The sequence below is a fragment of the Paenibacillus sp. FSL R7-0179 genome, from assembly GCF_038002265.1.
GTDB lineage: Bacteria > Bacillota > Bacilli > Paenibacillales > Paenibacillaceae > Paenibacillus_AQ.
Genome location: NZ_JBBOCC010000002.1, coordinates 1,605,354 through 1,628,813 on the forward strand (window position 1 = coordinate 1,605,354; position 23,460 = coordinate 1,628,813).

Annotated in this window: 22 protein-coding genes; 21 read left to right on the forward strand and 1 reads right to left on the reverse strand. The window is 55.1% G+C overall.

Annotation, left to right across the window (positions count from 1 at the left end; all coding sequences use genetic code 11):
* The first annotated feature begins 135 nt into the window (after window positions 1-135).
* From MKX63_RS23355 to MKX63_RS23380, 6 genes are all read left to right on the forward strand, one after another.
* The gene (locus tag MKX63_RS23355) at window positions 136-843 is read left to right on the forward strand and encodes a metal ABC transporter ATP-binding protein (RefSeq protein ID WP_341020423.1); all 708 of its coding nucleotides are present in this window, start codon (window positions 136-138) and stop codon (window positions 841-843) included.
* Window positions 789-1,649: a metal ABC transporter permease gene (locus MKX63_RS23360; protein ID WP_341023220.1), complete on the forward strand. Its 861-nt coding sequence runs from the start codon at window positions 789-791 to the stop codon at window positions 1,647-1,649. Before MKX63_RS23355 ends, MKX63_RS23360 begins: the two co-directional genes overlap by 55 nt.
* The gene (locus MKX63_RS23365) at window positions 1,646-2,839 is read left to right on the forward strand and encodes a metal ABC transporter substrate-binding protein (protein ID WP_341020425.1); all 1,194 of its coding nucleotides are present in this window, start codon (window positions 1,646-1,648) and stop codon (window positions 2,837-2,839) included. The genes MKX63_RS23360 and MKX63_RS23365 overlap by 4 nt, the downstream gene beginning before the upstream one ends.
* Before the next feature lie 21 nt (window positions 2,840-2,860).
* The gene (gene rpsN, locus MKX63_RS23370) at window positions 2,861-3,130 is read left to right on the forward strand and encodes a 30S ribosomal protein S14 (protein WP_341020427.1); all 270 of its coding nucleotides are present in this window, start codon (window positions 2,861-2,863) and stop codon (window positions 3,128-3,130) included.
* A 153-nt stretch (window positions 3,131-3,283) separates the two neighbouring features.
* Complete coding sequence (locus MKX63_RS23375; RefSeq protein WP_341020430.1) at window positions 3,284-3,703, forward strand: DUF6157 family protein; 420 nt, start codon at window positions 3,284-3,286, stop codon at window positions 3,701-3,703.
* A gap of 49 nt (window positions 3,704-3,752) precedes the next feature.
* Window positions 3,753-4,376: a class I SAM-dependent methyltransferase gene (locus tag MKX63_RS23380; protein WP_341020432.1), complete on the forward strand. Its 624-nt coding sequence runs from the start codon at window positions 3,753-3,755 to the stop codon at window positions 4,374-4,376.
* A gap of 115 nt (window positions 4,377-4,491) precedes the next feature.
* Here MKX63_RS23380 and MKX63_RS23385 read toward each other — a convergent pair whose 3' ends face one another.
* On the reverse strand, window positions 4,492-5,076 hold the full coding sequence (locus tag MKX63_RS23385; protein WP_036702276.1) for a helix-turn-helix domain-containing protein: 585 nt from the start codon (window positions 5,074-5,076) through the stop codon (window positions 4,492-4,494).
* Between the two features lie 199 nt (window positions 5,077-5,275).
* On the opposite strand from MKX63_RS23385, the gene MKX63_RS23390 reads away from it, so the two are divergent.
* The 15 genes from MKX63_RS23390 to MKX63_RS23460 all read left to right on the forward strand — a co-directional run bounded on the left by MKX63_RS23390 (window position 5,276) and on the right by MKX63_RS23460 (window position 23,401).
* Window positions 5,276-5,563: a Dabb family protein gene (locus MKX63_RS23390; RefSeq protein ID WP_341020433.1), complete on the forward strand. Its 288-nt coding sequence runs from the start codon at window positions 5,276-5,278 to the stop codon at window positions 5,561-5,563.
* A 219-nt stretch (window positions 5,564-5,782) separates the two neighbouring features.
* Window positions 5,783-6,223, forward strand: coding sequence for a DUF86 domain-containing protein (locus MKX63_RS23395; protein ID WP_341020434.1), 441 nt, complete (start codon window positions 5,783-5,785; stop codon window positions 6,221-6,223).
* A gap of 44 nt (window positions 6,224-6,267) precedes the next feature.
* Entirely contained in the window at window positions 6,268-6,933 is a 666-nt protein-coding gene (locus MKX63_RS23400) for a helix-turn-helix transcriptional regulator (protein WP_341020435.1), read from the forward strand.
* A gap of 102 nt (window positions 6,934-7,035) precedes the next feature.
* Window positions 7,036-7,512: a YtxH domain-containing protein gene (locus tag MKX63_RS23405; protein ID WP_341020438.1), complete on the forward strand. Its 477-nt coding sequence runs from the start codon at window positions 7,036-7,038 to the stop codon at window positions 7,510-7,512.
* Between the two features lie 223 nt (window positions 7,513-7,735).
* Complete coding sequence (gene racE / locus MKX63_RS23410) at window positions 7,736-8,542, forward strand: glutamate racemase (protein WP_341020441.1); 807 nt, start codon at window positions 7,736-7,738, stop codon at window positions 8,540-8,542.
* A 253-nt stretch (window positions 8,543-8,795) separates the two neighbouring features.
* Entirely contained in the window at window positions 8,796-10,004 is a 1,209-nt protein-coding gene (locus tag MKX63_RS23415) for a M14 family metallopeptidase (RefSeq protein ID WP_341020442.1), read from the forward strand.
* Window positions 10,005-10,295: 291 nt separating this feature from the next.
* Window positions 10,296-10,592, forward strand: coding sequence for a transposase (locus tag MKX63_RS23420; RefSeq protein ID WP_341016938.1), 297 nt, complete (start codon window positions 10,296-10,298; stop codon window positions 10,590-10,592).
* A gap of 11 nt (window positions 10,593-10,603) precedes the next feature.
* A complete protein-coding gene (locus MKX63_RS23425) occupies window positions 10,604-11,461 on the forward strand; it encodes an IS3 family transposase (RefSeq protein WP_341018673.1) in 858 nt (285 codons plus the stop codon).
* Between the two features lie 857 nt (window positions 11,462-12,318).
* Window positions 12,319-13,257: a carbohydrate ABC transporter permease gene (locus tag MKX63_RS23430; protein WP_036702264.1), complete on the forward strand. Its 939-nt coding sequence runs from the start codon at window positions 12,319-12,321 to the stop codon at window positions 13,255-13,257.
* 25 nt (window positions 13,258-13,282) lie between these two features.
* The gene (locus MKX63_RS23435) at window positions 13,283-14,119 is read left to right on the forward strand and encodes a carbohydrate ABC transporter permease (RefSeq protein ID WP_341020443.1); all 837 of its coding nucleotides are present in this window, start codon (window positions 13,283-13,285) and stop codon (window positions 14,117-14,119) included.
* Window positions 14,120-14,221: 102 nt separating this feature from the next.
* Window positions 14,222-15,601 carry an ABC transporter substrate-binding protein gene (locus MKX63_RS23440; protein WP_341020444.1) on the forward strand — a complete coding sequence of 460 codons (1,380 nt, stop codon included), beginning with the start codon at window positions 14,222-14,224 and terminating at the stop codon, window positions 15,599-15,601.
* 82 nt (window positions 15,602-15,683) lie between these two features.
* Window positions 15,684-17,432 carry a sensor histidine kinase gene (locus tag MKX63_RS23445; protein ID WP_341020446.1) on the forward strand — a complete coding sequence of 583 codons (1,749 nt, stop codon included), beginning with the start codon at window positions 15,684-15,686 and terminating at the stop codon, window positions 17,430-17,432.
* The gene (locus MKX63_RS23450) at window positions 17,413-19,014 is read left to right on the forward strand and encodes a helix-turn-helix domain-containing protein (RefSeq protein WP_341023222.1); all 1,602 of its coding nucleotides are present in this window, start codon (window positions 17,413-17,415) and stop codon (window positions 19,012-19,014) included. The genes MKX63_RS23445 and MKX63_RS23450 overlap by 20 nt, the downstream gene beginning before the upstream one ends.
* A gap of 756 nt (window positions 19,015-19,770) precedes the next feature.
* Window positions 19,771-21,123 (forward strand): FAD-dependent oxidoreductase, encoded by a 1,353-nt coding sequence (locus MKX63_RS23455; protein WP_341020447.1) that lies wholly within the window; start codon window positions 19,771-19,773, stop codon window positions 21,121-21,123.
* A gap of 136 nt (window positions 21,124-21,259) precedes the next feature.
* Window positions 21,260-23,401, forward strand: coding sequence for a family 16 glycoside hydrolase (locus tag MKX63_RS23460; protein ID WP_341020448.1), 2,142 nt, complete (start codon window positions 21,260-21,262; stop codon window positions 23,399-23,401).
* Window positions 23,402-23,460: the final 59 nt, after the last annotated feature.

Sequence of the window (23,460 nt, forward strand, 5' to 3'; positions counted from 1 at the left end):
AAAACGTAATAATTACGAATAAATAGTGAGCTAATAGCTGCTTAATAGTTTTCACTAACAAGTTCATTAACAGCTAACGGACACTTTAGCTCGAAACGTTCCGCTACAGTGTCAGGAAGGGAGGAACGATGCCATATGATTCTGTCATCGATGCGGGATGTGGTGTTCGGTTACGGGGATGAGCCGGTCATTGACCGCTTGTCGCTGGATTTGGAGGCCGGGCAGTTCATTGGGATTACCGGACCGAACGGGGCTGCGAAGACTACACTGCTGAAGCTGATGCTGGGCTTGCTGAAGCCCTGGAGCGGAACGGTCACGCTGAACCGGGAAATTACCGGAGGAGGCAGGCTGGAGGTCGGTTATGTGCCGCAGCAGGTAGCCTCCTTCAATGCCGGATTTCCGAGCAAGGTCATTGAGCTGGTCCGTTCCGGCTGTTATTCCAGGCTGGGATTGTTCCGCCGCTTCACTAAGGAACAGGAGGCGCTCGTTGAGAGCAGCCTGCGGCAGGTGGAGATGTGGGAGTACCGTAACCGGAGAATCGGCGAGCTGTCCGGTGGACAGAAGCAGCGGATCTGCATCGCCCGCGCGCTGGCCCAGCAGCCGCAGGTGCTGGTGCTGGATGAGCCGGTAACGGGGATGGACGCTGCCAGCCGCACCGGGTTCTATGAGCTGATGCGGCATTATGTCAGCCGCCACGGCCGGACCGTCATTATGGTTACGCACGGCCTGGAGGAGACAAGTTCGTATCTGGATACCGTGATTACGCTGGAACGCAAGGAGCAGGAGGGCTGGACATGCTTGGTTACGAATTCATGCAACGCGCATTTTGGGCAGGAGGCCTGATCGGGCTGATCGGACCCTTGCTGGGAGTGTATCTGATGCTGCGTAGGCAGGTGCTGATGGCGGATACGCTGTCTCATGTCTCTCTTGCCGGTGTTGCACTGGGTTCCGTATTGGGCTGGAACCCTGCTCTTAGCGGTTTCACTGTAGCAGTAGCAGGAGGGCTGGTTATTGAGCAGCTGCGCCGATCTTACCGTACCTACAGTGAGCTTCCGGTTGCCATTATTATGACCTCCGGCCTGGCACTGGCCGTTGTGCTGATGAGCATGAAGCAGAACTTGACCAAGAGCTTCAGCTCTTATCTGTTTGGCTCCATCGTTGCGGTAAGCGATACCCAGCTTAAGCTGATTGCTGTGGTGGCCACAGCCGGTATTCTCTACTTCATTATTCTGCGCCGCCCGCTGTACAGCCTGACCTTCGACGAAGAGACCGCCGCTATCAGCGGTGTCCATACCGGGTGGTTGTCCTTCTCGTTCGCTGTTCTAACCGGCATGACCGTTGCCGCAGCCATGCCAGTGGTGGGTGTGCTGCTTGTATCGGCTCTGATTGTGCTGCCCGCCTCCATTGCGCTGCGGATGGCCTCAGGCTTCACGGCAGCTATAATAATCTCCGTCAGTGTGGGGCTGACCGGTGTGTTCAGCGGGCTTACAGCTTCCTACTATATCAACACGCCTCCAGGAGGCACGATTGCACTTATTCTGCTGGTATTTCTGCTGCTGGCCATTGCGGTGCAGAAGCTGATCAGGCTGCGCAGCCGCAGCCGTTATTCATCTCAAGCTAACGAAGAAAAGGGGTCTCACAACATATGATGAAATTCAAATCCATAGCAAAGTCCAATTCGGCCGCACAGTCCACATTCAGCATCCGTCAGCTTGCCGCTTTATCCTTGACCGCCATGCTGGTGATCTCCGGCTGCGGCAACAATACTGGGACCAAAGCCGCTTCTACCAGCAGTCCGGCGTCTACACCATCGGCTGCGGCCGGAGCGACTACTATACCGGCAGCGGATAAATTGAACATTAAGGTCAGCTTTTACCCGATGTATGAATTCACAAAAAGCATTACCGGTGACCTCGCCGATGTGGAGGTACTGGTCCCGCCCGGGGTCGAGCCGCATGACTGGGAACCAACCGCGAAGGATATGGCTGATATATCGGATGCAGATGTGCTTGTCTACAATGGGGCAGGCATGGAAGGCTGGGCGCAGCAGATTGTGGACAGTGCGGCCGGAAGTGATCTCATTACAATAGAGGCAAGTAAAGGACTCCAGATTATTGAAGGAGCAGAGCATGAACATGAACACGAGCATGAGCACAGCCATGAAGAGGAAGCGGCAAGTGGAGCAGACGACGATCACGATCATGAACATCATCATGATGAATCCGCAGCTGAAGGAAGCGATCATGATCATTCCCATACTGATTCCGCTAACAGTGAAGCAGACAACGACCATGACCACGCTCACGACCATGGCGGCCTTGATCCTCATGTATGGCTGGATCCTGTGATGGCAATCCGGGAGGTTCAGACCATTGAAGCAGCACTCTCCGCAGCTTTTCCCGGGAATGCCGCTGCCTTCCACGCTAACAGCGAAGCTTATATCGCCAAGCTGGAGCAGCTGGATCAGGATTTCAGAGCCGGGCTCCAGAACACGAAGCGCAAGGACTTTATTACTCAGCATGCCGCGTTTGGTTATCTGGCACAGCAATATGGCTTGACGCAGGTGCCGATTGCCGGGCTGTCGCCGGAGCAGGAGCCCTCTGCTGCACAGATGGCGTCAATCGTGGAGTTCGCCAAGGCGAATAAGGTGACCACGATCTTTTTTGAAACCTTGGTCTCCTCGAGTGTCGCCGATACTATTGCCCAGGAAATAGGAGCCAAGACCGCCGTGCTGAATCCAATTGAAGGATTAACAGAGGAAGACGCTGCCCACAATCTCGATTACCTGAGTCTGATGCGGCAGAATCTTGACGCGCTGACCCAGGCGCTGAACGAATAAAAACGAAGGAGCTGATCTATAGTGGCCAAGAAATCCAAGGTTGTGAAGGAACAGAAGCGGCAGGAGCTGGTGGCGAAGTACGCCGACAAGCGCAGAGAGCTGAAGGCGGCGGGCGATGTAATGGCACTGCAGAAGCTGCCCCGGGATTCCTCAGCCACCCGCCAAAAGAACAGATGCAGCGTGTCCGGCAGACCGCGGGGATACCTCGCCAGATTCAAAGTATCCCGGATCGTCTTCCGGGAGCTGGCACATAAGGGACAAATTCCAGGTGTCACCAAGTCCAGCTGGTAAACTTTTAACTTAACCAAATACGATAACGGCAAGACGGCTGATCTCTCTGTGCTACAGGAGCCAGCCGTTTTGCTGTGTCTATAGCCTTTGCCGGATCGGGCAGAGTGGACTATGATAGGAGAATAGTATTGTCCTGCTGAAGGAGGCTTACCTATGAGCTATACTGATACATTTATCCGGATTGCAGAAGATTGCCCGGTGGAGACCGGCACCATCCCTGTATCTGATCGTCCGCTCCCACCTGCTCATGTTATTCAGTATCATCTGCTGGCCGGCTCGCCTTACCGTTATAATCATGAAGAACTGCTGTACCAGGTGTATGTGCGGCACAAGGCTATTCCTGAAGAAGAGCGTGAATCACGCCGGGAGGAAATCTGGACAGCGCTGTTCTCAAAAAATCATCCGTGCCTGCGGGCCTCCATGCTGCCCAAGAAATACGGCTGGGGTGTCCATTACGATGCTGAGGGGAAGATCGCACTCTATGCCAAAGAGTCTCCAGAGTATGATTATTACACTACCAAGGATGAAGCCGGAGTGAAGCTGTTGAATGCCATGCGGAATAAGCGGCGTTAATCTTAAGACCACGCAGGATCATATTCTGAACACAGAAAGAAGGAGCTACATGACAGAGTATTGGAGTAAAAGATTTGCGCAGGAGGGGATGATCTGGGGGAGTGAGCCCAGCCCGTCGGCAGTATGGGCAAAGCGGAAATTCAGGGAGGCAGGCGTATCCACTGTGCTCGTTCCGGGTGCCGGGTATGGGCGGAATACCAAGGTGTTCTCCGCTGAATTTACAGTATATGGAATAGAACTAAGTGAGGCGGCACTGGAGCTGGGTACAGTATGGGACCCGGGAACGAGTTTTATTGCAGGCTCGGCGCTGGAGCCGCAGCTTGGGCAGTCTGTAGATGCCGTATACTGCTACGATGTTCTGCATTTATTCCTCGCCGGGGACCGCCGTCGCCTGATTGAGGCCAGTCTCAGTCAGGTTAGAACTGGAGGGCTGCTCTACTTCACCAGCTTTTCTGATGAAGATCCCCATAACGGCTGCGGGAGAGAGCTGGAGCCGGGCACATTTGAATACAAAGAGGATAAATACGCCCACTTCTTCAGCGATGCCGATTTGCGGGAGCATTTTGCCGGGACGGAGATTCTGGAGACAGGTTCCTTTACCGAGTCGCTACAGAGCCCGCAGGGCGGGACTCATGAATACATACTAAGAACGATCCTTGCGCTTAAAAGGTAGCTGCGTTCTGAGACAGAAACGCCAACATGGCCCCTCCCTGCGGCGAGAAGGGCCTTACTGTGAACCTATGCTGTACTTACTCCCTCATCATCCTGCGGCTTTCTATTTAATGAAGTTAATGGAGCTCGCAGTCGGCGAACAGGATATGCCGCGGAATGCGGAAGAAGTTCTCAGCTTTCTCCTGAAGCGCCAATGTAGGCAGATGACAATGGTGCAGCCACTTGCGGAAGGTGCCGGGATGGACGCCGATCCAGATGCTGACATCGGTGACAGAGAAATCATACACCATGCAGAGTCCGGTCAGAATCGCGTTGTGCTGCGGTGAATGGGCGAGCGTTCTTTTCATGAAACGGGATGGGGTCGGCTGGCACACAATCGGACTTTGCCGCAGAAGAGCTTCGTTGAACAGGATATGGGGCGGATAGCCTAAGTGGCGGCAGACCTTGTCCAGATTGGTTCTGGAGGGAATGCGTCCTTCATATACCCATGCGCTTACGCTGCGTGAGGAGACGGAGAGCTCTTCTGCAAGCCGGGAGAGCTTCATGTCCTTGGCCATCAGGATGGCCAGCAGAACGCGGTTGCGGATCTGGCTGCGTTTGGGGCGGCGAAATCGTTTGACCCGTACGCCTTGTCCAAGATATTTGCGGTTGATCAGAGACCAGGCCTGAATTTTATGTGTTTCTTGCTGATTTTTAGCCATAATACCTCCGGGTGTACTGATTTAATGAAGTGACGGATCATCTAGTTTAACTGTTATGACTTTACCATTTCATTACGGCATTCGTCCAGAGTGCAAAGCACCTGTTTTGGTCATGAACCAAGATTGTTTCAGTAATGCTGCGGTTTATGATATATTTTGAGTAATCCATTTCACATTAATCAGGCTGGGAGCGGGATAGATGATCAAGCATATTGTTTTCTTCAAATTAAAGGACCGGTCCCGAGACAAGGTCGCAGAGACGGTTGCAGTCCTCCGTAATATGGAAGGAAGAATTCCGCAGCTGCTGTCCATTGAAGTCGGGGCCGATCTGATTCACTCGGAGCGTTCGTTCGATATCGCCCTGGTCACGGTTGTGGCCTCGATGGAGGATCTACAGGCGTATCAGGTGCATCCGGCCCACAAGGAAGTCATTGCCCATATCAATGAAGTTAAGGAACTGTCGGTAGCGGTCGATTACGAGATTTGAGACGGCACGTACTTGCAAGGCTGGAACCCATTAAGCACGGAAAGCGGTGAGCGGAATGCGCGAGCTTGAGTATCCGATGGAAGCATTGACGTATCTGATTGTTTTTATGGCGGCGTGTGTCGTGATGGTGTTCTGGCTGAAGCGCCGGGGCAGGCGTGGGAAATAACGGCAGTTCATGTTAGGGAAGTTTACTAAATACCGCAGGGTGGAGGGTCAGCTGTGTATTATGTCAACCGGAAGCAAATAGAAGTTATTCTTGAACAGATCCCGGATCTTAACGAAGGTCTAGCGTATGCAGCTTCTTCCTGGGACGGCAGTACGCTGCTGGGTCTGGTGCAGGAACGGTGCTTACATCTGGCCGTTGAAGTCGTGACGGATGTGGGCAGCTGTCTGATTGACGGGTTCATTATGCGTGATGCCGGAAGCTACGAGGATATTATATCTATTATTCATGAGGAAAAGGTGCTGGGAGACAGCGGGATCTACGAGGATCTGACTTCGCTTGTGGCCTTGCGCAAGCCGCTGGTTCAGGATTATTTTGTGTGGGAACGCAAAGAATTGCACCCCATGACCCTGACGCTGCCGGATATTCTGGAGAAATTCGCCAGCGAGGTGCGCAGGTATCTGGATCAGGAGCTGGGCAGCGGGGTCACGGGCTAACTGAAGCCGGGGCTGTGTGCATACAGACAGAAAGGAGGTCCTTTATGGCGAAGAAGAGTCAGGAGAGCGGTTCAACCCGGCGGATGATTATGACACTGCTGAAGATGAGAGGTCCGCTGACGATCAGCGCTCTTGCTGAGGAATTGGGAATTACCGAGATGGGTGTCCGCCGCCATGTGCTTCAGCTGGAGCAGGAGTCACTGGTGAGAACCAAGGTCGTGCGCCAGGCTATGGGACGTCCGATGCATGTATATTCGCTTACCGAGCGGGCGGAGGATCATTTTCCTAAAAGCTATCACAATCTGGCGCTGGAGCTGCTGCGGGAGCTGGACCACGGGAGCGGGACGGATGCGGTCAATATGCTGTTCGAGGGCCGTAAGCGGCGGATGCTTGCCCAGTATAGCCCTATGATGAAGAGCCGAGAGCTGGAGGAGCGGGTTGCGGAGCTGTCTACGATTCAGAATGCCGGGGGCTATATGGCGGAATGGAGCAAGGAAGATGACGGCTCGTACACACTGCGGGAGTATAATTGTCCCATCCGTCAGGTGGCTACCCAGTACCGCAAGGCTTGCCAGTGCGAGCAGCATTTGTTCGAGGAGCTGCTGGAGGCGAAGGTGACACGCAGTGAGTGTATGGCGGAGGGCGGCCAATGCTGCCGGTATGCGATCACGCCGAATCCCAAGCAGAAAACTTCCGAAATCAAGGGCTGAGCAGTCACAGGACATCCTCTCTATGCTTATGATATAGCAGAAATAGGCGATCGCCCGGGTGGCCGGGCAGAGGCACAATAGAATCCAAAGGAGAGATTGATGATGAAAAAAGATAACAAAAGCTTGCTCTGGGGCGTCATTGCCGGCAGTATTGTAGGATCGGTGACAGCGCTGCTGTTCGCCCCTAAGCCGGGTAAGGAGCTGCGCAAGGATATTGCCGAAGGCACAACGGAAGCGGTGGATAAGGTTCAGGTGATTGCCGGCCAGGCCAGTGAGAAGACTACAGAGATCTACGGTAAGGCCAAAGAAGCGGTAGTCTCGGTGGCGCATGAGGTGAAGGAATGGAGCAAGTCCGCTAAATGTGCCGTGGAAGAAGCCGATGTAGCCACAGTAAGCGGTATTGCTGAGCAGGCTGTAGAGGTCACAGATGCAGTGGAAGCTGTAAAAGACGAGATCGCTGCTTATGAAGCTGCGGAGCAAGCCGCCGTGGCTGACGCTGAGATCGAAGCTGTGACCGGTACGGATGCGGCAGTAGCTGAAGCTATCGAGGATGGCAAGACTGCAGGGAAGCTGTCGTAAGCTTCGCTTGATCGATATGAAGCCGTTCTCCGCTGGCAGGCGGGGGGCGGCTTTTGCGTGTGACGGCATGCTTCAGGAGGGTGCGTATTGTGGCTTCCCTGGCTCCCCACTTGAACTGAACCCGTAAATGGAGTATTATCTGCAATTGGGGCTGAAATCCTGGTACACATTATTCCAGCCTTACATAAGCTACACAAAACGAGTTAAAGGATGCGGTGTGTTCGTGCAGCAGGCAATAGCAATATTAGACTCAGGTGTAGGAGGATTGACCGTTGTCAAGGAAGTGATGCGACAGCTCCCCCGGGAGAAAATCATCTATTTCGGCGATACGGCAAGAGCCCCGTACGGACCCCGTTCCACTGAGGAAGTGAAATTGTTCACTGAACAAATCGTGGACTACTTAATTCAATTTAATCCTAAAATGATCGTCATTGCTTGCAACACAGCAACTGCAGCAGCTCTTGATTATATCTCCGCCAAGGTAGCCATTCCTGTGATCGGAGTCATTCACCCCGGTGCCCGCGCTGCCATCAGCGCCTCCAAGAGCGGACAGGTCGGCGTTATCGGGACCATCGGTACGATTACAAGCGGTGCCTATACGGCGGCGCTGAAGCAGCTGTCCCCCTTCGTTCAGGTGGTCAGCCAAGCTTGTCCGGCGCTTGTGCCCTACGTGGAGCAGGGGCTATTTCGCTCGGAGGAGAGCCATCTGGCGGTGGCTGAATCACTGAACGGCATGAAGTACGAGCCGATTGACACGCTGATTCTCGGCTGCACGCATTATCCGTTCCTGGTCGAGCCGATCGGCAAGGTAATGGGACCCGGCGTCAAGCTGATTAGCTCGGCGGATGAGACCGCGCGGGAGATCAGCACCATCCTCTATGATAAGGGCCAGCTGGCACGCGGGGATGAGAGTCCGATTCACCAGTTCTTTTGCAGTGGAGATGCGGAGATCTTCCAGCGGATCGCCCGGGACTGGCTGGGCGAGCAGATCAGCCGGACGCCTGTCGTCTGGCAAGTATCCACTCTGTAGGAAGAGAGCATTACAGCAGTGAACTGAATAGGGACAAACCCCTTGCAGGGAATGTCAGGGAGATGAGACCGGGAGGACTTCCCGGTCTTTTTCCTCTTGATTGTCTGCGGAACGTTCTGCACACCTCCGAGTTGTTACATTTCCACATGACCCGCTGCTGCTGCTCATATACTAGGCATGAGGGCCGGGTCCCGCAGGTCATTAAGCAGGATGATAGGGACGCAGGCACAAGAGGGCCGGGAGGATGAGACCTATGCAGCAATATATTGCCCGCACGGGAGATACCGTAAGCCGTATCGCCGCAAGACACGGATTGACACCAGAGCATGTCATTCAAGGAAATCCATGGGCTGGAAGCCAGCCCTATCTATATCCGGGCCAGGTGCTGTTCCTGCCGTCTGCACCGCGCAAGCGGTATGCGGTGCAGGCGGGGGACGATGTGCAGAGCATCGCGTCCTTGTTCGGGGTGGGTGTAGATGAGCTGGAGATGCTGAATCCCGGGGTAAGCTCGGGACGCATCTGCCTGCCGGGCAAGGTGCTGGTGATTCCGGCGCTCACCCGGGGGACAGAGGTCTATCTGCGCGGGGAATACGGACCGGCTGAGATAGAGGCGGATGCTGCAAGGCTTGCGGCCCGCTATTCTTGTGTCAGCAGCGAAGTTATAGGCCACAGTGTACTCAGCAAGCCGCTCCGCCTGCTGCGGATCGGCAGCGGCCCGCGCCACCTGCATGTGAATGCCGCGCTGCATGCCAACGAGTGGCTGACGGCCCCTTGTCTGATGCGCTTCCTGGAAGAATATGCCGCTGCCTATACGTCTGGTGCGGACTGGCACGGACGTCAGCCTGCGGACTGGCACCGGGACTGGACGCTCTGGGCTGTGCCCATGGCGAATCCCGACGGTGTTGAGCTGGTGCAGGAAGGGGTTCTCGCGGATAATCCTTATTACCGGGAGTTGATGGCGTGGAACTGCGGCAGGCGCAGCTTCCGGCACTGGAAGGCGAACATCCGCGGCGTCGATCTGGGGGACCAGTTCCCCGCACACTGGGAAGAGGAACGTGACCGGCGGCAGGTGCCCGGACCGGCTCCGCGCGATTACAGCGGACCGGCACCGCTCAGTGAGCCGGAAGCGGCGGCGCTGGCGGCACTGGCTGAGCGGGTTCCGGGCGATGCGGCCGTCTCGCTGCACAGCCAGGGAGCTGAGATCTACTGGAACTACCGGGGCTATGAGCCGCCGGAGAGCAGGGATTGGGCGGCCCAGCTGGCAGCAGCCAGCGGCTACCGGGCGGTGGAGCTGACCGGCAGCGATGCCGGCTACAAGGACTGGTTCATCGAGCGCTTCCGCAAGCCGGGCTTCACCGTCGAGCTGGGAGTGGGCAAGAATCCGCTGCCCGTGGCTGATTTTGAGGATATGGCGCTGGACACAGGCCTAATTCTCAGTGCGATTCTGTCAAATTTGAAATAAAAATGAAACAATCTCTGCAAATTTGCGTAAGATAACAGCAAAGGGCACGGCCGCAATCCTGACCAATTGATGCTTTGCGGCTGTATCCTTTTTTTGGTGTGGGAATGAAGCGCAGAAGTGCCCCTGATCTCGGCAAAAGTCGGCTAGATGAGCAAATGAGGCGCAGGAGAACACTGTATTCTCCCCAAAAGTGGGCCAGGTGAGCAAATGTAGTGTATAAATGCTGTTAGTGTTAACCGTGGACACCCGTTAAGAGAATAGAGATAATGAGTTTAACGAGGAGGTGTCCGCATGAGTGGAACACGGAGAAGCTACAATGAAGAATACAAAAGACAGGCCGTAAAGTACATCCAGGAGCAGACGAAAACGGTGGCGGAATTGGCCCTGGAGCTGGATGTCCCCGCCAAAACGTTGCATAAATGGCTAGGTCAGTACCGGCAGTTTGAGAATGAGCCCATCATTACTCCAGACAAATACAGAGAGCTGGAACGTCAACTGAAGGAGCGGGAGCAAGAACTCGCAGACCTGACAGAGGAGATGGCCATCCTAAAAAAAGCCGTGCACATCTTCAGCAATCCAAAGAACTGAGATTTCGGTTTATTGAAGATCATCGCTCCGAGTTCCGCGTGGAGAAGATGTGCAGTGTCTTTCAGGTGTCCCGGAGCGGGTATTACAAATGGAGAACAGCGAAGCCCAGCCCTCAAGCCACTCGTAAAGCCTTGTTGCTAAAGCGGATTGCCTATCATTTTCACGACTCTAAGGGTCGCTATGGCAGCCCCAAAATCAAGGTTCTCCTAGTGCGTGAAGGGCACCAGGTCAGTGAACGCACGGTAGGCAAGTACATGAAAGAACTGGGGCTGCGCTCTTGTGTCGCAAAGAGATTTCGCGTATGCACCACCGACTCCAACCATCCGCTACCCATTGCCCCCAACTTGTTAAACCAGCAATTTCACACGGAAAAGCCGAACCAGACGTGGGTAGCGGATATCACCTACATTCCCTGCCGGGAAGGACGAATGTACTTGGCGAGCGTGCTGGACCTGTGTACCCGGGAGATTGTCGGCTGGCGGCTTAGCGACCGGATGACCACTGACCTCGTACAGGGCGCTCTGGACGCTGCCTACCAGGCCAAACGCCCCGGAAAGGGCTTGATTCACCATTCGGATCGAGGCTCCCAGTACGCCTCTGCAGACTACCGGGAACGCCTAAAGACGTACCAGATGACCGCAAGCATGAGCCGCAAAGGAAACTGTTATGATAACGCCTGTATCGAATCTTTTCACAGCCTCTTAAAAAAAGAGTTGGTGTACTGGAATCGATTTAAAACGAAGCAACAGGCGTATGATGCCATTTTCCAGTACATTGAATTTTTCTACAACCGTAAACGAATCCATGGGGCACTGGGGTACGTTTCTCCGGTTCAGTTTGCAGCCACATTTAAGCGAAAAACGTTGTAGGTTTTGTCTACTTTCTTGACAGGAGTCCAAAATCCCTCTGATTTCCCCAAAAGTGGGCCAGGCGAGCGAATGTAGTGTATAAATCCCTCTGATTTCCCCAAAAGTGGGCCAGATGAGCAAATGTAGTGTATAAATCCCTCTGATTTCCCCAAAAGTGGGCCAGGCGAGCGAATGTAGTGTATAAATCCCTCTGATTTCCCCAAAAGTGGGCCAGGCGAGCGAATGTAGTGTATAAATCCCTCTGATTTCCCCAAAAGTGGGCCAGATGAGCAAATGTAGTGTATAAATCCCTCTGAGTCGGCTGATCAGGTTGCTCAACCCCTAAGTTTGTTTCCATACCTCCCATTACCAGCCCGACTCCCTGCGATCAACCTGTAACGATCCACTCACCAGCCCTGCCAGCACTCATAGTCAATCCTCATCATTTCACACGCGTCAGCTAGTCACCTACCAACCACCCGTCAGCACCCCTTAGTCAATCCCCATCATTCAATCACCCGCCATCCATCCATCACCCATCCAACGTCAACCCGCCCCGGCAGTCACCCACCCGTCAGGCCCTCTCTCCCAGCTTCCCAGCGCCATATGCCCAACCTGTTCAACCAGCTCCTCGCACTCGCTTCCCCCCCTGAAAGTCAAAATAATACACATCAACCCGTATGAAAGCTATACCGTACTCCTCCGGGTCTCTTGCTAAAATTAGCGTATAGATGAGCGGCAGGCGGCCTAGGCTTATAGCATAGCCCAAGTGTCTTCCGGGAAAGTGAGGGCGAGATGGAGTACGAAACATATGCATTAGTTAGTTGTAAAAGCCCACAGCCGGCCTCCTGCGGCGCAGCAGCAGAGGTGGGTGCGCGATGAGTGAATCTGCGGTTACCCGGAAAACGGCCAAGCCCGCAGCCGGCACGTATTGGACGCGCAAGAGACGGGAGCAGCTCGCCGGATGGCTGTTCATTGCGCCGGAGGTGATCGGGATGCTGGTCATCGCGGTGTTCCCGCTGCTGTTCAGCCTGTTCCTCAGCCTGACGGAGTGGAACCTGGTCGGCGGCTTGTCGGCGATCAACTTCGTTGGCCTCGATAACTTTATCGAGCTGTTCAGGGACAACCGCTTCCTGCTGGCCCTGAAGAATAATGTGCTGTTCACGGTCGGTACGGTGCCGGTTACGATGCTGCTGGGAGTAGTGCTCTCGGCGCTGATCCATAAGAAGCTTTATGCCAAGACGTTTTTCAAGGTCGCCTTCTTTGTACCGTATATCTGTTCCACCGTGGCGATCGCGGCAGTCTGGCAGGCACTCTACCATCCGTCCAAGGGGCCGGTCAATCAGATCCTGATGCAGCTCGGGGTATCCGAACCGCCGCGCTGGCTGGTCGATACCAGCTTCTCGCTGATTGCGATTATGATTATTTATGTCTGGCAGCTGCTGGGCTACCAGATGATTATTTTCCTGGCGGGGATGACGAATATTCCCGAGGAGCTGTATGAGGCGGCGACGATTGACGGGGCCAGCGGGATCGGACAATTCCGGCGGATTACGCTGCCGCTGCTGGGGCCGACTACCTTTTTCCTGGCAATCACGAGCACGATCTCTTCCTTCAAAATCTTCGACATGATCAAGTTCCTGACCAGCGGCGGTCCCAACTATTCCAGTACTGTTATCGTGTACCAAATTTATGAGGAAGGCTTCGAGCGCTTCAAAATGGGCTACGCCTCCGCGATGTCCTGGGTGCTGTTCCTGATCATTATGCTGGTCACCTCCATTACCTGGATGACTCAGAACCGTAAAGTCCATTACTAGCCCAAGGCGAAAGGAACGAAAGGCAATGACAATGAAAAAGCTTAAGCCCGGCAATCTGATCTTCACGGTCCTGTTCGCCCTGTGCTCGGTATTCTTCCTGATGCCGCTGGTGTGGATGCTGTCGGCTGCCTCGAAGACGGAGAAGGAGGTCTGGACCTTCCCGATTCAGTGGATTCCCACCGACTGGAATCTGGTCGCCAACTTCAAGGCCGTGTGGATGGGCGATGTCGCGTTTGGATTATTCTATATGAACTCGCTCAAAATCGCCCTGATCTCCACCCTGGCGACCATCATCATCTCAGCCATGGCCGGGTATGCACTTGCCAAGCTGGATTTCAAGGGCCGGGCGCTGATCTTCACCCTGATGCTGGCGTTCATGATGATTCCCGAGCAGGCCACGCTTGTTCCGCGCTATATTATGATTAAGGAGCTCGGCCTCTACGACTCCCATGCTGCGCTGATCCTGATGGGCATGTTCTCCAGCTACTTCACCTTCCTGCTGCGCCAGTTCATGATCGGCATTCATAATGATATGCTGGAAGCGGCCGAGCTGGACGGGGCCGGGTTCTTCCGCATCTTCTGGAGTGTCGTGCTGCCGCTGAGCCGCCCGATTCTGGCGACGGTTGGGATCATCAAGTTCATCTGGACCTGGAATGATTACCAGGGGCCGCTGATTATGCTGAACTCGACCAAGCTGTACACCATTCCACTGGGGATGCAGTTCTTCAAGGAGGAATTCGGCACGCAGATCTCCGTAATGATGATGGCCTCCGTGGCTGCGATTCTGCCGCTGCTGGTCCTGTTCCTGATCCTCCAGAAGCAAGTCATCAACGGGATTGCCATTGGAGGCGTCAAAGGGTAAAGGTCAAAAAAGTGTACGCGTACACCGCATAGCTGTACACGGTGTGCGCGGGCCTTCAATTGTATAATGAGCTTGCAAAACATAAATCTAGGGGGAATTGCTGTGAAGAAACTATCAATCATGCTCGCCAGTGTGGTGCTTATGCTCTCGGTCACTGCGTGCGGCGGAAATGGCGGGAACGGGGCGGGCAGCTCAGCGGCCACCGATGCACCGGGGTCTGCGTCAGCTGAACCGGGTACTGGAAGCAGCGGCACAGACGGGACGGCAGGCAAAGCCAAAATTAAGTTCTACACCTTCAAAGCCGATAAGCCGGAGGAGCCGATCTACCAGGCCGTTCAGGCATATAACAAAGCTCAGGATAAAGTGGAAGTGGAGTATGAATCCCTGGTCCAGAACAGCGACAGCACGGATTTCATGAAGAAGCTGGATATTCTCGTGGCCGGTGGCGAAGTGGTCGATGTGTTCATGACCGGCAATGAGGATGAGCTGCTGGAGCGCGCTTCGCGGGGAGTTGTGGAACCGCTTAATTCTTTTTTTGAACAGGAGAAAATCACTCCCGAGGATGAATATTCCAAGCTGCTGAAGCTGGAGGACAAGGTCTACGGCATTCTGCCCAGCTCCACGCAGTGGCTGACGGTCTTCAACAAGGATCATCTGGAGGCCGCAGGGCTGACCCTGCCTGAGATGGGCTGGACCTGGGATGACTTCCGCGACTATGCCAAGAAGCTAACCACGCCTGAGCATTACGGAACCTACTTCCATACCTGGGGCGAATATCCGAACATTATCGCATACACCGAGAAGCCGCATCCGCAGCTTAGCGCGGATTTGAAGCCGATTTTCGACGATCCGTCCTTCGAGTACTTCTTCAACCTCCGCCGCACGATGGAGAAGGAAGATAAGAGCGCGGAGCCGTATGCCGATGTCTTGGCCTCGAACTACCATGTGCTGCAGCAGTTTTTTGCCGGAAATGCCAGTATGCTGGCTGTGCCGAGCTATGCCGTCCGGGCGGCGCTGAATCTGGAGAAATTCCCGCATGAGTTCCAGAGCATGTACGCCCCGCTGCCGCGTTCGGTGGACAGTAAGGAGCTGGGCATGACGAATATTTCCGGAGGCGGTCTGGCGATGGGCGCGAAATCAGCGAATAAGGAAGCCTCGTATGACTTCATCCGCTGGATGTCGAAGGAAGCCTACAAGTTCACCAAAGAGATTCCTTCGTTCAAGGGCGTGGACGGAGCGGAGCTGGTAGGCAGCTTTTTCGGGGAAAATACAGACCTGATCGATACCGTCTCCCTCTCCAAGACGCTGTTCGATCCGAATATTAAAATGCCTGACTCCTTCAGCGTGCCGTACGGCAGCGAACTGAAAGCGATTGTGGAGAACGGCTTCGCCAGCTTCATTCTGGATAACCGCAGCTTCGATGAGGTCAAGAATGAGATGACAGCGGAAGTCGAGAAGGTAGTTTCTGCCAATCAGAAATAACGGTTGAAGTGCAAAGGCAGCAGGGATTTTGGATTATAATAGGGACGTTGAAGCTTTCATTACAGTGCGGGGTGGAATTCTTATGAAATGGTTAAGCCGTTTTTCCTTCCATCGCAGACTGCAATACACGTTCCTGATCCTGATCCTGCTGCCTTTTGTTGTCGTTACGTTCTGGTCCTATACCTCTGTGCGGGAGAATGTGAGTGAGAAGATCGCCCGTTCCAATGAGGAGACCCTGAAGGTCATCGGCAGTCAAATGGAAAAAACGGTGGACAGCATCTCGTTTGTCTCGGTGTATTTCTCTGAGGCGTATGATCCGGCCGTGCTGGAGAGTCTGCGATATCTCAAAAATACCGGGAGCTTCGGAAATTACGGAGTGTATACCCATTACAACAAGCTCAAGACCACGGCCAATATTCTGTCGGTGCAGTCCCTGGATGCCGATCTGCAGATCATGCTGGTCAACCGGGAAGACCGGATACTGATCGGCAATCAGAATATTCCGGTATTCTCTGTGCTGCCGGAGACTCTTCTTAAGGAGAGCAGCAGGCTGGATGAGCGGGAAAAAGTGTCGCTGCAATGGTTCCCCTACGGTGGCACCCCCGCTGCACCGGATTATTATTATGCCGTACGCTTCATTACCGACCCGCTGAATCAGGACAAGCTAGCCACGCTGTATGTAGGCATTCCGAGCCACTACTTCCGCAGTCTGCTCGACACGGGCAATGCGGTAAGCAGGCTCACACTGGTCGACCAGAAGGGGAGAAGCATTGCTGTCACCGGAGAAACGGCTCCTGCGGATGAAGGTCCGCTGCTGGTCAGTGAGGTCCGTATTCCCAAGGTCGGCTGGCTGCTGACCAGCAAGACGCCCCGCAGCTCCATTGACAGCCATATCAACCGGGAGTTTCTGGTATCGATCTCGCTGATTGGACTGTTCTTCCTGGCGTTCCTGGTGCTGTCCATGCTGTGGGCCGGTTATATGAACAAGCCGATCAGCCTGCTGCGGGCCAGCGTCAAGCAGTATGTCGGCGGCAACCGCGCGGTGCGGATACCCGTCAAGGGCAAGGATGAGGTGGCGGTGCTGTCGGCAGCCTTCAATCAGATGCTAGAGGATATGAACGGGCTGCTGCAGCAGGTCGAGAGTGAACAGGAGGAGAAGAGGCAGCTGGAGCTTCAGGCGCTGGCGGCGCAGATCCGGCCTCATTTTCTGCTGAATACGCTCAATTCGATCAAGGTGGATCTGCTGCTGAGCGGGGACCCGGCGCATGGGGCCATGATCGATGCGCTGATGAAGCTGCTGCGTGTGTATGTCCATGTGGATAAGCCGCTGGAGCTGGCGGAGGAATGCAGGGTGCTGGGCAGCTATGTGCAGGTGATGCAGATCCGCAACCGTCTCGATATCGCCTGGGAATGCGAGGTGGGCGAGGCGGAAGGAGCGGTGATGCTGCCCCGGCTGCTGCTGCAGCCCATTGTGGAGAATGCGATCAGCCACGGCTTCTCCGCCCGTCCGGACCATCCGGCGATCCGGCTCGAAGCAGCGTTCGAACAAGATCTGCTGCGGATCAGCATTAGCGATAACGGCCGTGGAATGCCGGAGGATAAGCTCCAGCGCCTGAACCGGCGGCTGCAAGGAAGTGAAGACCCGGCGCTCTGGCCGGAAAAAGGAGTCGGGCTGGTCAACACAGCACGCCGTCTACAGGTGTTGTACGGATATCGCGCCCGGCTGAGCGCGCAGGCAAGAGAAGACGATGAAGGCATGACGTTCACTCTATATATTCCCGTGACCCGGGAGAAGGAGGCGGTTCCCCTTGATGACCCTGATGCTGATTGACGATGATGTCCCGATGCTGGAATATGTGGAATATCTGCTCGGGCCCTTGAGGCTGGATCTGAAGCTGGTGGCTTCGGCATATAGCAGTGAAGACGCACTGGAGCAGTTCCATGCAGCACTGCCGGATATTGTGATTGTGGATATCGGGCTGCCGGGGATGGACGGGCTGGAGCTGGCGGATGCCTTCCGGATCACGAAGCCGGAGGTGCGCCTGATTTTCCTGACCTGCTATGAGGATTTCCACTACTCGAAGCGGGCGATTCAGCTTGAGGCGGATGATTATCTGATCAAGGATGAGCTGTCGCCTGAGCAGCTTAAGAGCAGTCTCGCCAAAGCGATGAGCCGCTTCAGGAGCCGGGAGGAACTGCTGGAGCGATATTCCTTCCGCCAGGCGATTGAGCGCAATAAGGAAGTGCTGAAACAGAGCTTCCTGAAGCAGCTGCTGTCGGGTGCGGCGGGCCAAGAGAACACGCTGGAGTTCGGTGAACGGCTGGGCATCTCCTGGAAGCACCCGTATCTGCGTCATGGATTCCTGCATATGGATGCCGCATCTGTCACCGAGCGTTACCGGTACAAGGATATTCCGCTGATCCATTCAGCCGTGAACAATATTGCACTGGAGCTGTCTGCGGCAGAGTCTTCCATTACACCGATTATGAGCAGGGACGCCGATATTTATCTGGTCTGGAATGTAGCGGACCCCCACGTTACAGAGAACAGGCTGGCTGAATTCATGCAGTCGGTGCTGGGGAAGGTGGAGCAATATCTGAAGATTACCCTGCGGGGATTCTATTCGGAGTCCTGCGCACCGGTCCGCAGCTTCGATGTGTTATACAAGACACTCACGGATTGCCGGGAAAATAACTTCTATCAGTCAGTGACGCCTGTGTCACTGCTTGAGGTGTATGCGGATTTCGGGCAGACATTAGAACGGCGCGGGGAAAAGGAACGCGGCATGCTGTCCTTGGCACTTCTTGATCAACAGGCCGCCTGGATTGATCTGGCCGTGAATCAGTGGACACAGCAGGCTATGGCGGAGCGGCTGCTGCCGCGGCTGGTGAAGGAGACCTGCGGGGATCTGGTGCGCCAGCTGGCCTTCGAAGCCGGAGGGCTGGCCGAGGAGGACTTCTTCACGCAGCTGGAGCAGACGGTTCATATCGGTGAGGCGGCCAGCCTGACCAAGCGGGAGCTGAGGCATCTGTGGCGGCAGCATACTCTGGCCCCCGCAGCCGCTGAGGAGAGGGATGTCCGGCTTCAGGCCGTGGACCAATTCTTGGAGGAGCATGTGGACCGGATGGTCACCTCTACCGACATGGCAGAGCATTTGCATCTGAATGCCAGCTACTTCTCCCGCTATTTCAAGAAGCTGTCCGGCGTGAACTTCACCGATTACGTGAACCAGTACAAGATGAATATGGCCATTACCATGCTGGCCCGCCCGCAGGAGACCGTCGAGAATGTCGCCTACACCCTCGGTTTCTCCGACCGGGCGTACTTCTCCAAGGTGTTCAAGAAATACAGCGGCCGGAATCCCAGCGAGTATAAGGCAGGACCGGTTGGGGAGGACGACAGGGAGCCTTAATCGAAGAGCATCAAATGTAAAGCTGTGGGTAAGGTTATAGCCCTAGGGGTTCGGTGAAGAGAACCAACAGCAACCTTGTCGGCTCCTTACGGACCCGAGAGTCGTTATGTTCAAGAAAACGCCACTTTTTTAGCCTTAACGGACCAGGGAGCGCTTATTGTCTCTCAAAGGAACGCCTGGGAGCGGAATATTCGATAATAAAGCCCATGGTGTCCGTAACTTCCCAAAGTCATGACTTTCATCCGAAATAAGCGCACCCCAGTCCGTAACGCCGAGTCAATCGCCCAATGTAAGAACAAACTATCTGGGATGGGCTACATCTTAGGAAGAATCACTCCACGCCTTCAGTCCGGCGGGCATCGCAGGCACCTACTCCACCATTTAAATTCTGATGCTCTACTATGGAGCAGCAGATGTAAAGCTGTGAGCATGACTTTAACCAAACGTATGCTAAGGGTTTGCCGTGTTCCAGATAAGGAGCAGGCGGTACGCTTACTTGCTGTCTGTACAACTAAATCCTCTAACGTATCACCCAAAATCCATTTAACTGTAAACCGTGCAATTAAATTGTCCTTTCTACCCAGGTTCCCTGAATATTAACTTCGAAGGAAACTTCATACATGATCTAATAGAACGTCACGAAGCCCTATAAGTCAAAACTGTCCACCGTAACAGGCAATCAGTCTGCACGCTGTTGCAGCCTCCTTCTCACTATAATGGTGAAGAGTCTAAGTATAGCTTCAAGGAGGAACAACGATGAACAGAACTGTATTTACCTTGCCTGCGGAGGAGATAACGATATCCCGTGAGGTGGATGTGCTGGTTGCGGGCGGCGGGCCTGCGGGCGTCGTAGCGGCGATAGCTGCGGCCCGCAGCGGGGCGCGGACACTGCTGATTGAGCAGCGCGGCTTCCTGGGCGGCATGGGCACGGTTGCCCTTGTGCCCGCCTTCTGCCCTTACAGCGACGGGGAGAAGGCCGTGGTACGCGGCATCGGCCTGGAGCTGCTTGACCAAATGAAGGCCGGATGTGAGCCGGAGTTCCGCGAGCGCTTCGGGGCGGAGCTGGACTGGGTGCCTATTGACCCGGAGGTGTTAAAGCGCGTCTACGACGAGGCGGCTCTGGAGAGCGGGGCGGAAGTGCTGCTGCATACCGTGGCGAGCCAGACGGTGATGGACGAGACCGGCCGAAGCATTGCAGGCGTGGTGATCGTCAACAAGTCAGGCCGGAGTCTGGTCCGCGCCCGGACCGTCATTGATACGACTGGTGACGCCGATCTGGCCGCGCTGGCGGGAGCGCCGTTCCATAAGGGCGGAGAATCCGGCGAGCTTCAGGCCGCGACCATGTGCTATCTGCTGGCGAATGTGGACCGGCAGCGTTTTGAGGAATACCGGAATGTAAGCGGTGACACCGATCAGATTCATCAGGCGGTCCAGCAGGCGCAGGCGGACGGGAAGCTGCCGCAGGGCCGGGACTCCGTCTCTGGCCTCGCTTGGGTGGCCGATTATCTGGTCGGTGTGAACTTCGGCCATGTGTTCGGCATTGACGGCTCCCGCGCAGAGGATCTGACCCGGGGAGCCATAGAGGGACGCCAATTGGTCCACCGCCAGCTGGAGTTCTTCAGGGCTTATGTGCCCGGATTCGAGCAGGCCCATCTGGTATCCACCGGCGAGCAGATCGGTATCCGCGAGACGCGCCGGATTGTCGGCGATTACGTGCTGACCCAGGAGGATTTCATGAATATGGCATCCTTCCCGGATGACATTGCCCGTAACAGCTACTTCATCGATATTCATATGGCCCGCAGCAGTGGGGCGATGCATATCCACCATCTTCCGCCCGGGCAGTCGCACGGTGTCCCTTACCGCTGCATGCTGCCGGTGGGCCTGGACAATGTGTGGGTGGCGGGGCGCGCCGCTTCCTCGGACCGTGTCGTGCAAGGCTCCCTGCGGGTGATGCCCAACTGCTTCGCCATGGGGCAGGCGGCAGGTATGGCGGCGGCGATGGCCGCCGGAGCGGAGGGGCAGAGCCGGAGCGTGGATCTTGCTAAGCTGCAGAAGGAACTGGTGCAGCAGGGAGCTTGGCTTGGCGAGGCTCTAGCTGCTTTATAGCTATAATAAATTGAACTTGAACATACACAGAGTGGGACAAGTGACAGCGGCATGAAGTCCAAAACTTCTCTGGAGTCACGGTGATCCCATATGAAAACTATATGTACAATTCATTATCTGCGGGAGCGTGATCCGAATGACAACAAGAGGGTATCGCAGTGGAGCTATGAATCCGGCACAAGGCAAGCCGCGCAGGTGGCTATACTGTTTCTGTGTGCCGGGACTAATCGGCTTGCTGCTGTTCAGTCTGCTTGCAGGCATGTCAGCCCCGGTCGCTGAGGCGGCTGGAACCACCTATTACGTCGATGCTGCCCAGGGCAGCGATACCAATCCAGGTACAGGTGAAGCGGCAGCCTGGAAGACGCTGGGCAAGGTGAACGGTGTGACCTTCAGCCCGGGAGACCGGATTCTTTTGAAGGCAGGCAGCGTATGGAATGATCAGTATCTGGACCTGCATGGCTCCGGGACAGAGGGGAATCCGATAACCGTTGACCGCTACGGGAGCGGGGACAAGCCATTGATCCACTTCGGCAACACAGCTGTGGGCGGGGAGGGCTTCGGGGTCCGGCTGCGTAATGTCTCCTACTGGGAGGTTAATAATCTGGAGATTACAAGCGGGCAGCATGCCACCGACATGCGGCGGAGCGGAGTGCTGGTGGTCGGTGAAGGCTCAGGAGCCGGGAATTTCCGGCATATTACGATCCGCAATCTCGATATTCATGATATTTTCGGCACGGACCGCCGTACAGGGGGCATTAACTTTCATGCGCGCGGAGCAGGTTCCGCGCCAGAGAGTACCTGGGATGGCATCCTGATCGAGAATAACACTATTACGAATGTGGCGGATACGGGGATTCAGACGATGACGGATGCTTTTCTGAATAGTGCCTGGACGCATAAGTTCGACGCCTTCCGGGGTGTGGTCATCCGGGGCAATACCGTGGAGCGAATCCACCGGGACGGTATCCTGGTCAGAGCCGCCGTATCCCCGCTGATCGAATACAACCAGACGAAGTCCATCGGCGAAGCCTGCGATATTGATCCCGCAGTGGTAAATTATCTGGACAACATCGCTGTCGTGGCCGCGCAGTGGGCCTATTATACAACTGGTGCCGTCTTCCAGTACAATGAGGCCTCGGATACCAGGATGCTGGAGGGGGACGGTCAGCCCTGGGACTTCGACGTTGAGGTGCATGACAGCATCTACCAGTACAATTACAGCTATAATAATCAGGGCGGCACGCTGCTCGTTATGAATAACACGAACAATAATATTTTCCGCTATAACATCAGTCAGGATGATCTGGACGGCAACGGGGCGTTCCATCTGGTGAGCGGCGGGGGCAACCTGCAAATCTACAACAATATCATCTACCGTTCCGGGACGCAGAACCGGGCGCTGACTCATGCGAGCAATACGGGAATGGTTAATTACACGAATAATATATTTTATAATACCGCCACAGGCCAATATACGAACAGTCCAAGAATGACGTACAGCCATAACAGCTTCTACGGGGCGAATGCCAATGTCCCAAGCGATCCTTACAAAATCACCGGCAACCCCGGGCTAGTCAGCCCCGGCACCGCAACCGGACGCGATTCGGCAGACGGCTATAAGCTGCTCCCGTCCTCTCCGCTGATCCACGCAGGTGTAGCTGTGCCGGACAATGGGGGTCTCGATTACTTCGGGAATCCGCTCTATAACGGTGCGCCGGATGTGGGGGCGTTTGAATTCCAGGGTTCGATTACACCGCCTGCGGTGCTGTTACAGGAGGATTTCGAGAATAATGATTACGCCGGCTGGACTACCTCCGGGGGAGCCTGGAGTGTGGCCGATGATGTTACCAAGGCGTTCTCACAGAACTCCGGGACAGGTGAAGCACTTGCCTATACAGGCGATGCCGCCTGGAGGAATTATACGTATTCGGCCAGAGTCAAGCTGCTGAATGCTTTTGGCAACGCAGGCTTGCTGTTCCGTTATGCGGACGCTTCCAATTACTATATGTTCCGGCTGAATGATTCGGGCGACAAGGCGGAGCTGTTCAAAAAAACCACCGGCACGCTCACCATGGTCAGCAGCACGAATACTCCCGTTACACCTGGCCAGTGGATGGAGCTGAAGGTAACAGTCAGCGGCAGTACGGTTACCGCCTACGCTGGAGGTGTCCAGCTGCTTCAGTGGACGGATACGGCGGCACAGCCGGCCGGAGGGAAGATCGGTCTACGGATGCATTCCAGCACCGCACGGATCGACGATGTTAAGGTGACGGAGTGAACAGTGGGCACGGTTCGGGAGGATTCGATTAAATTTTACTTAAAAGTGAAACGAATCCT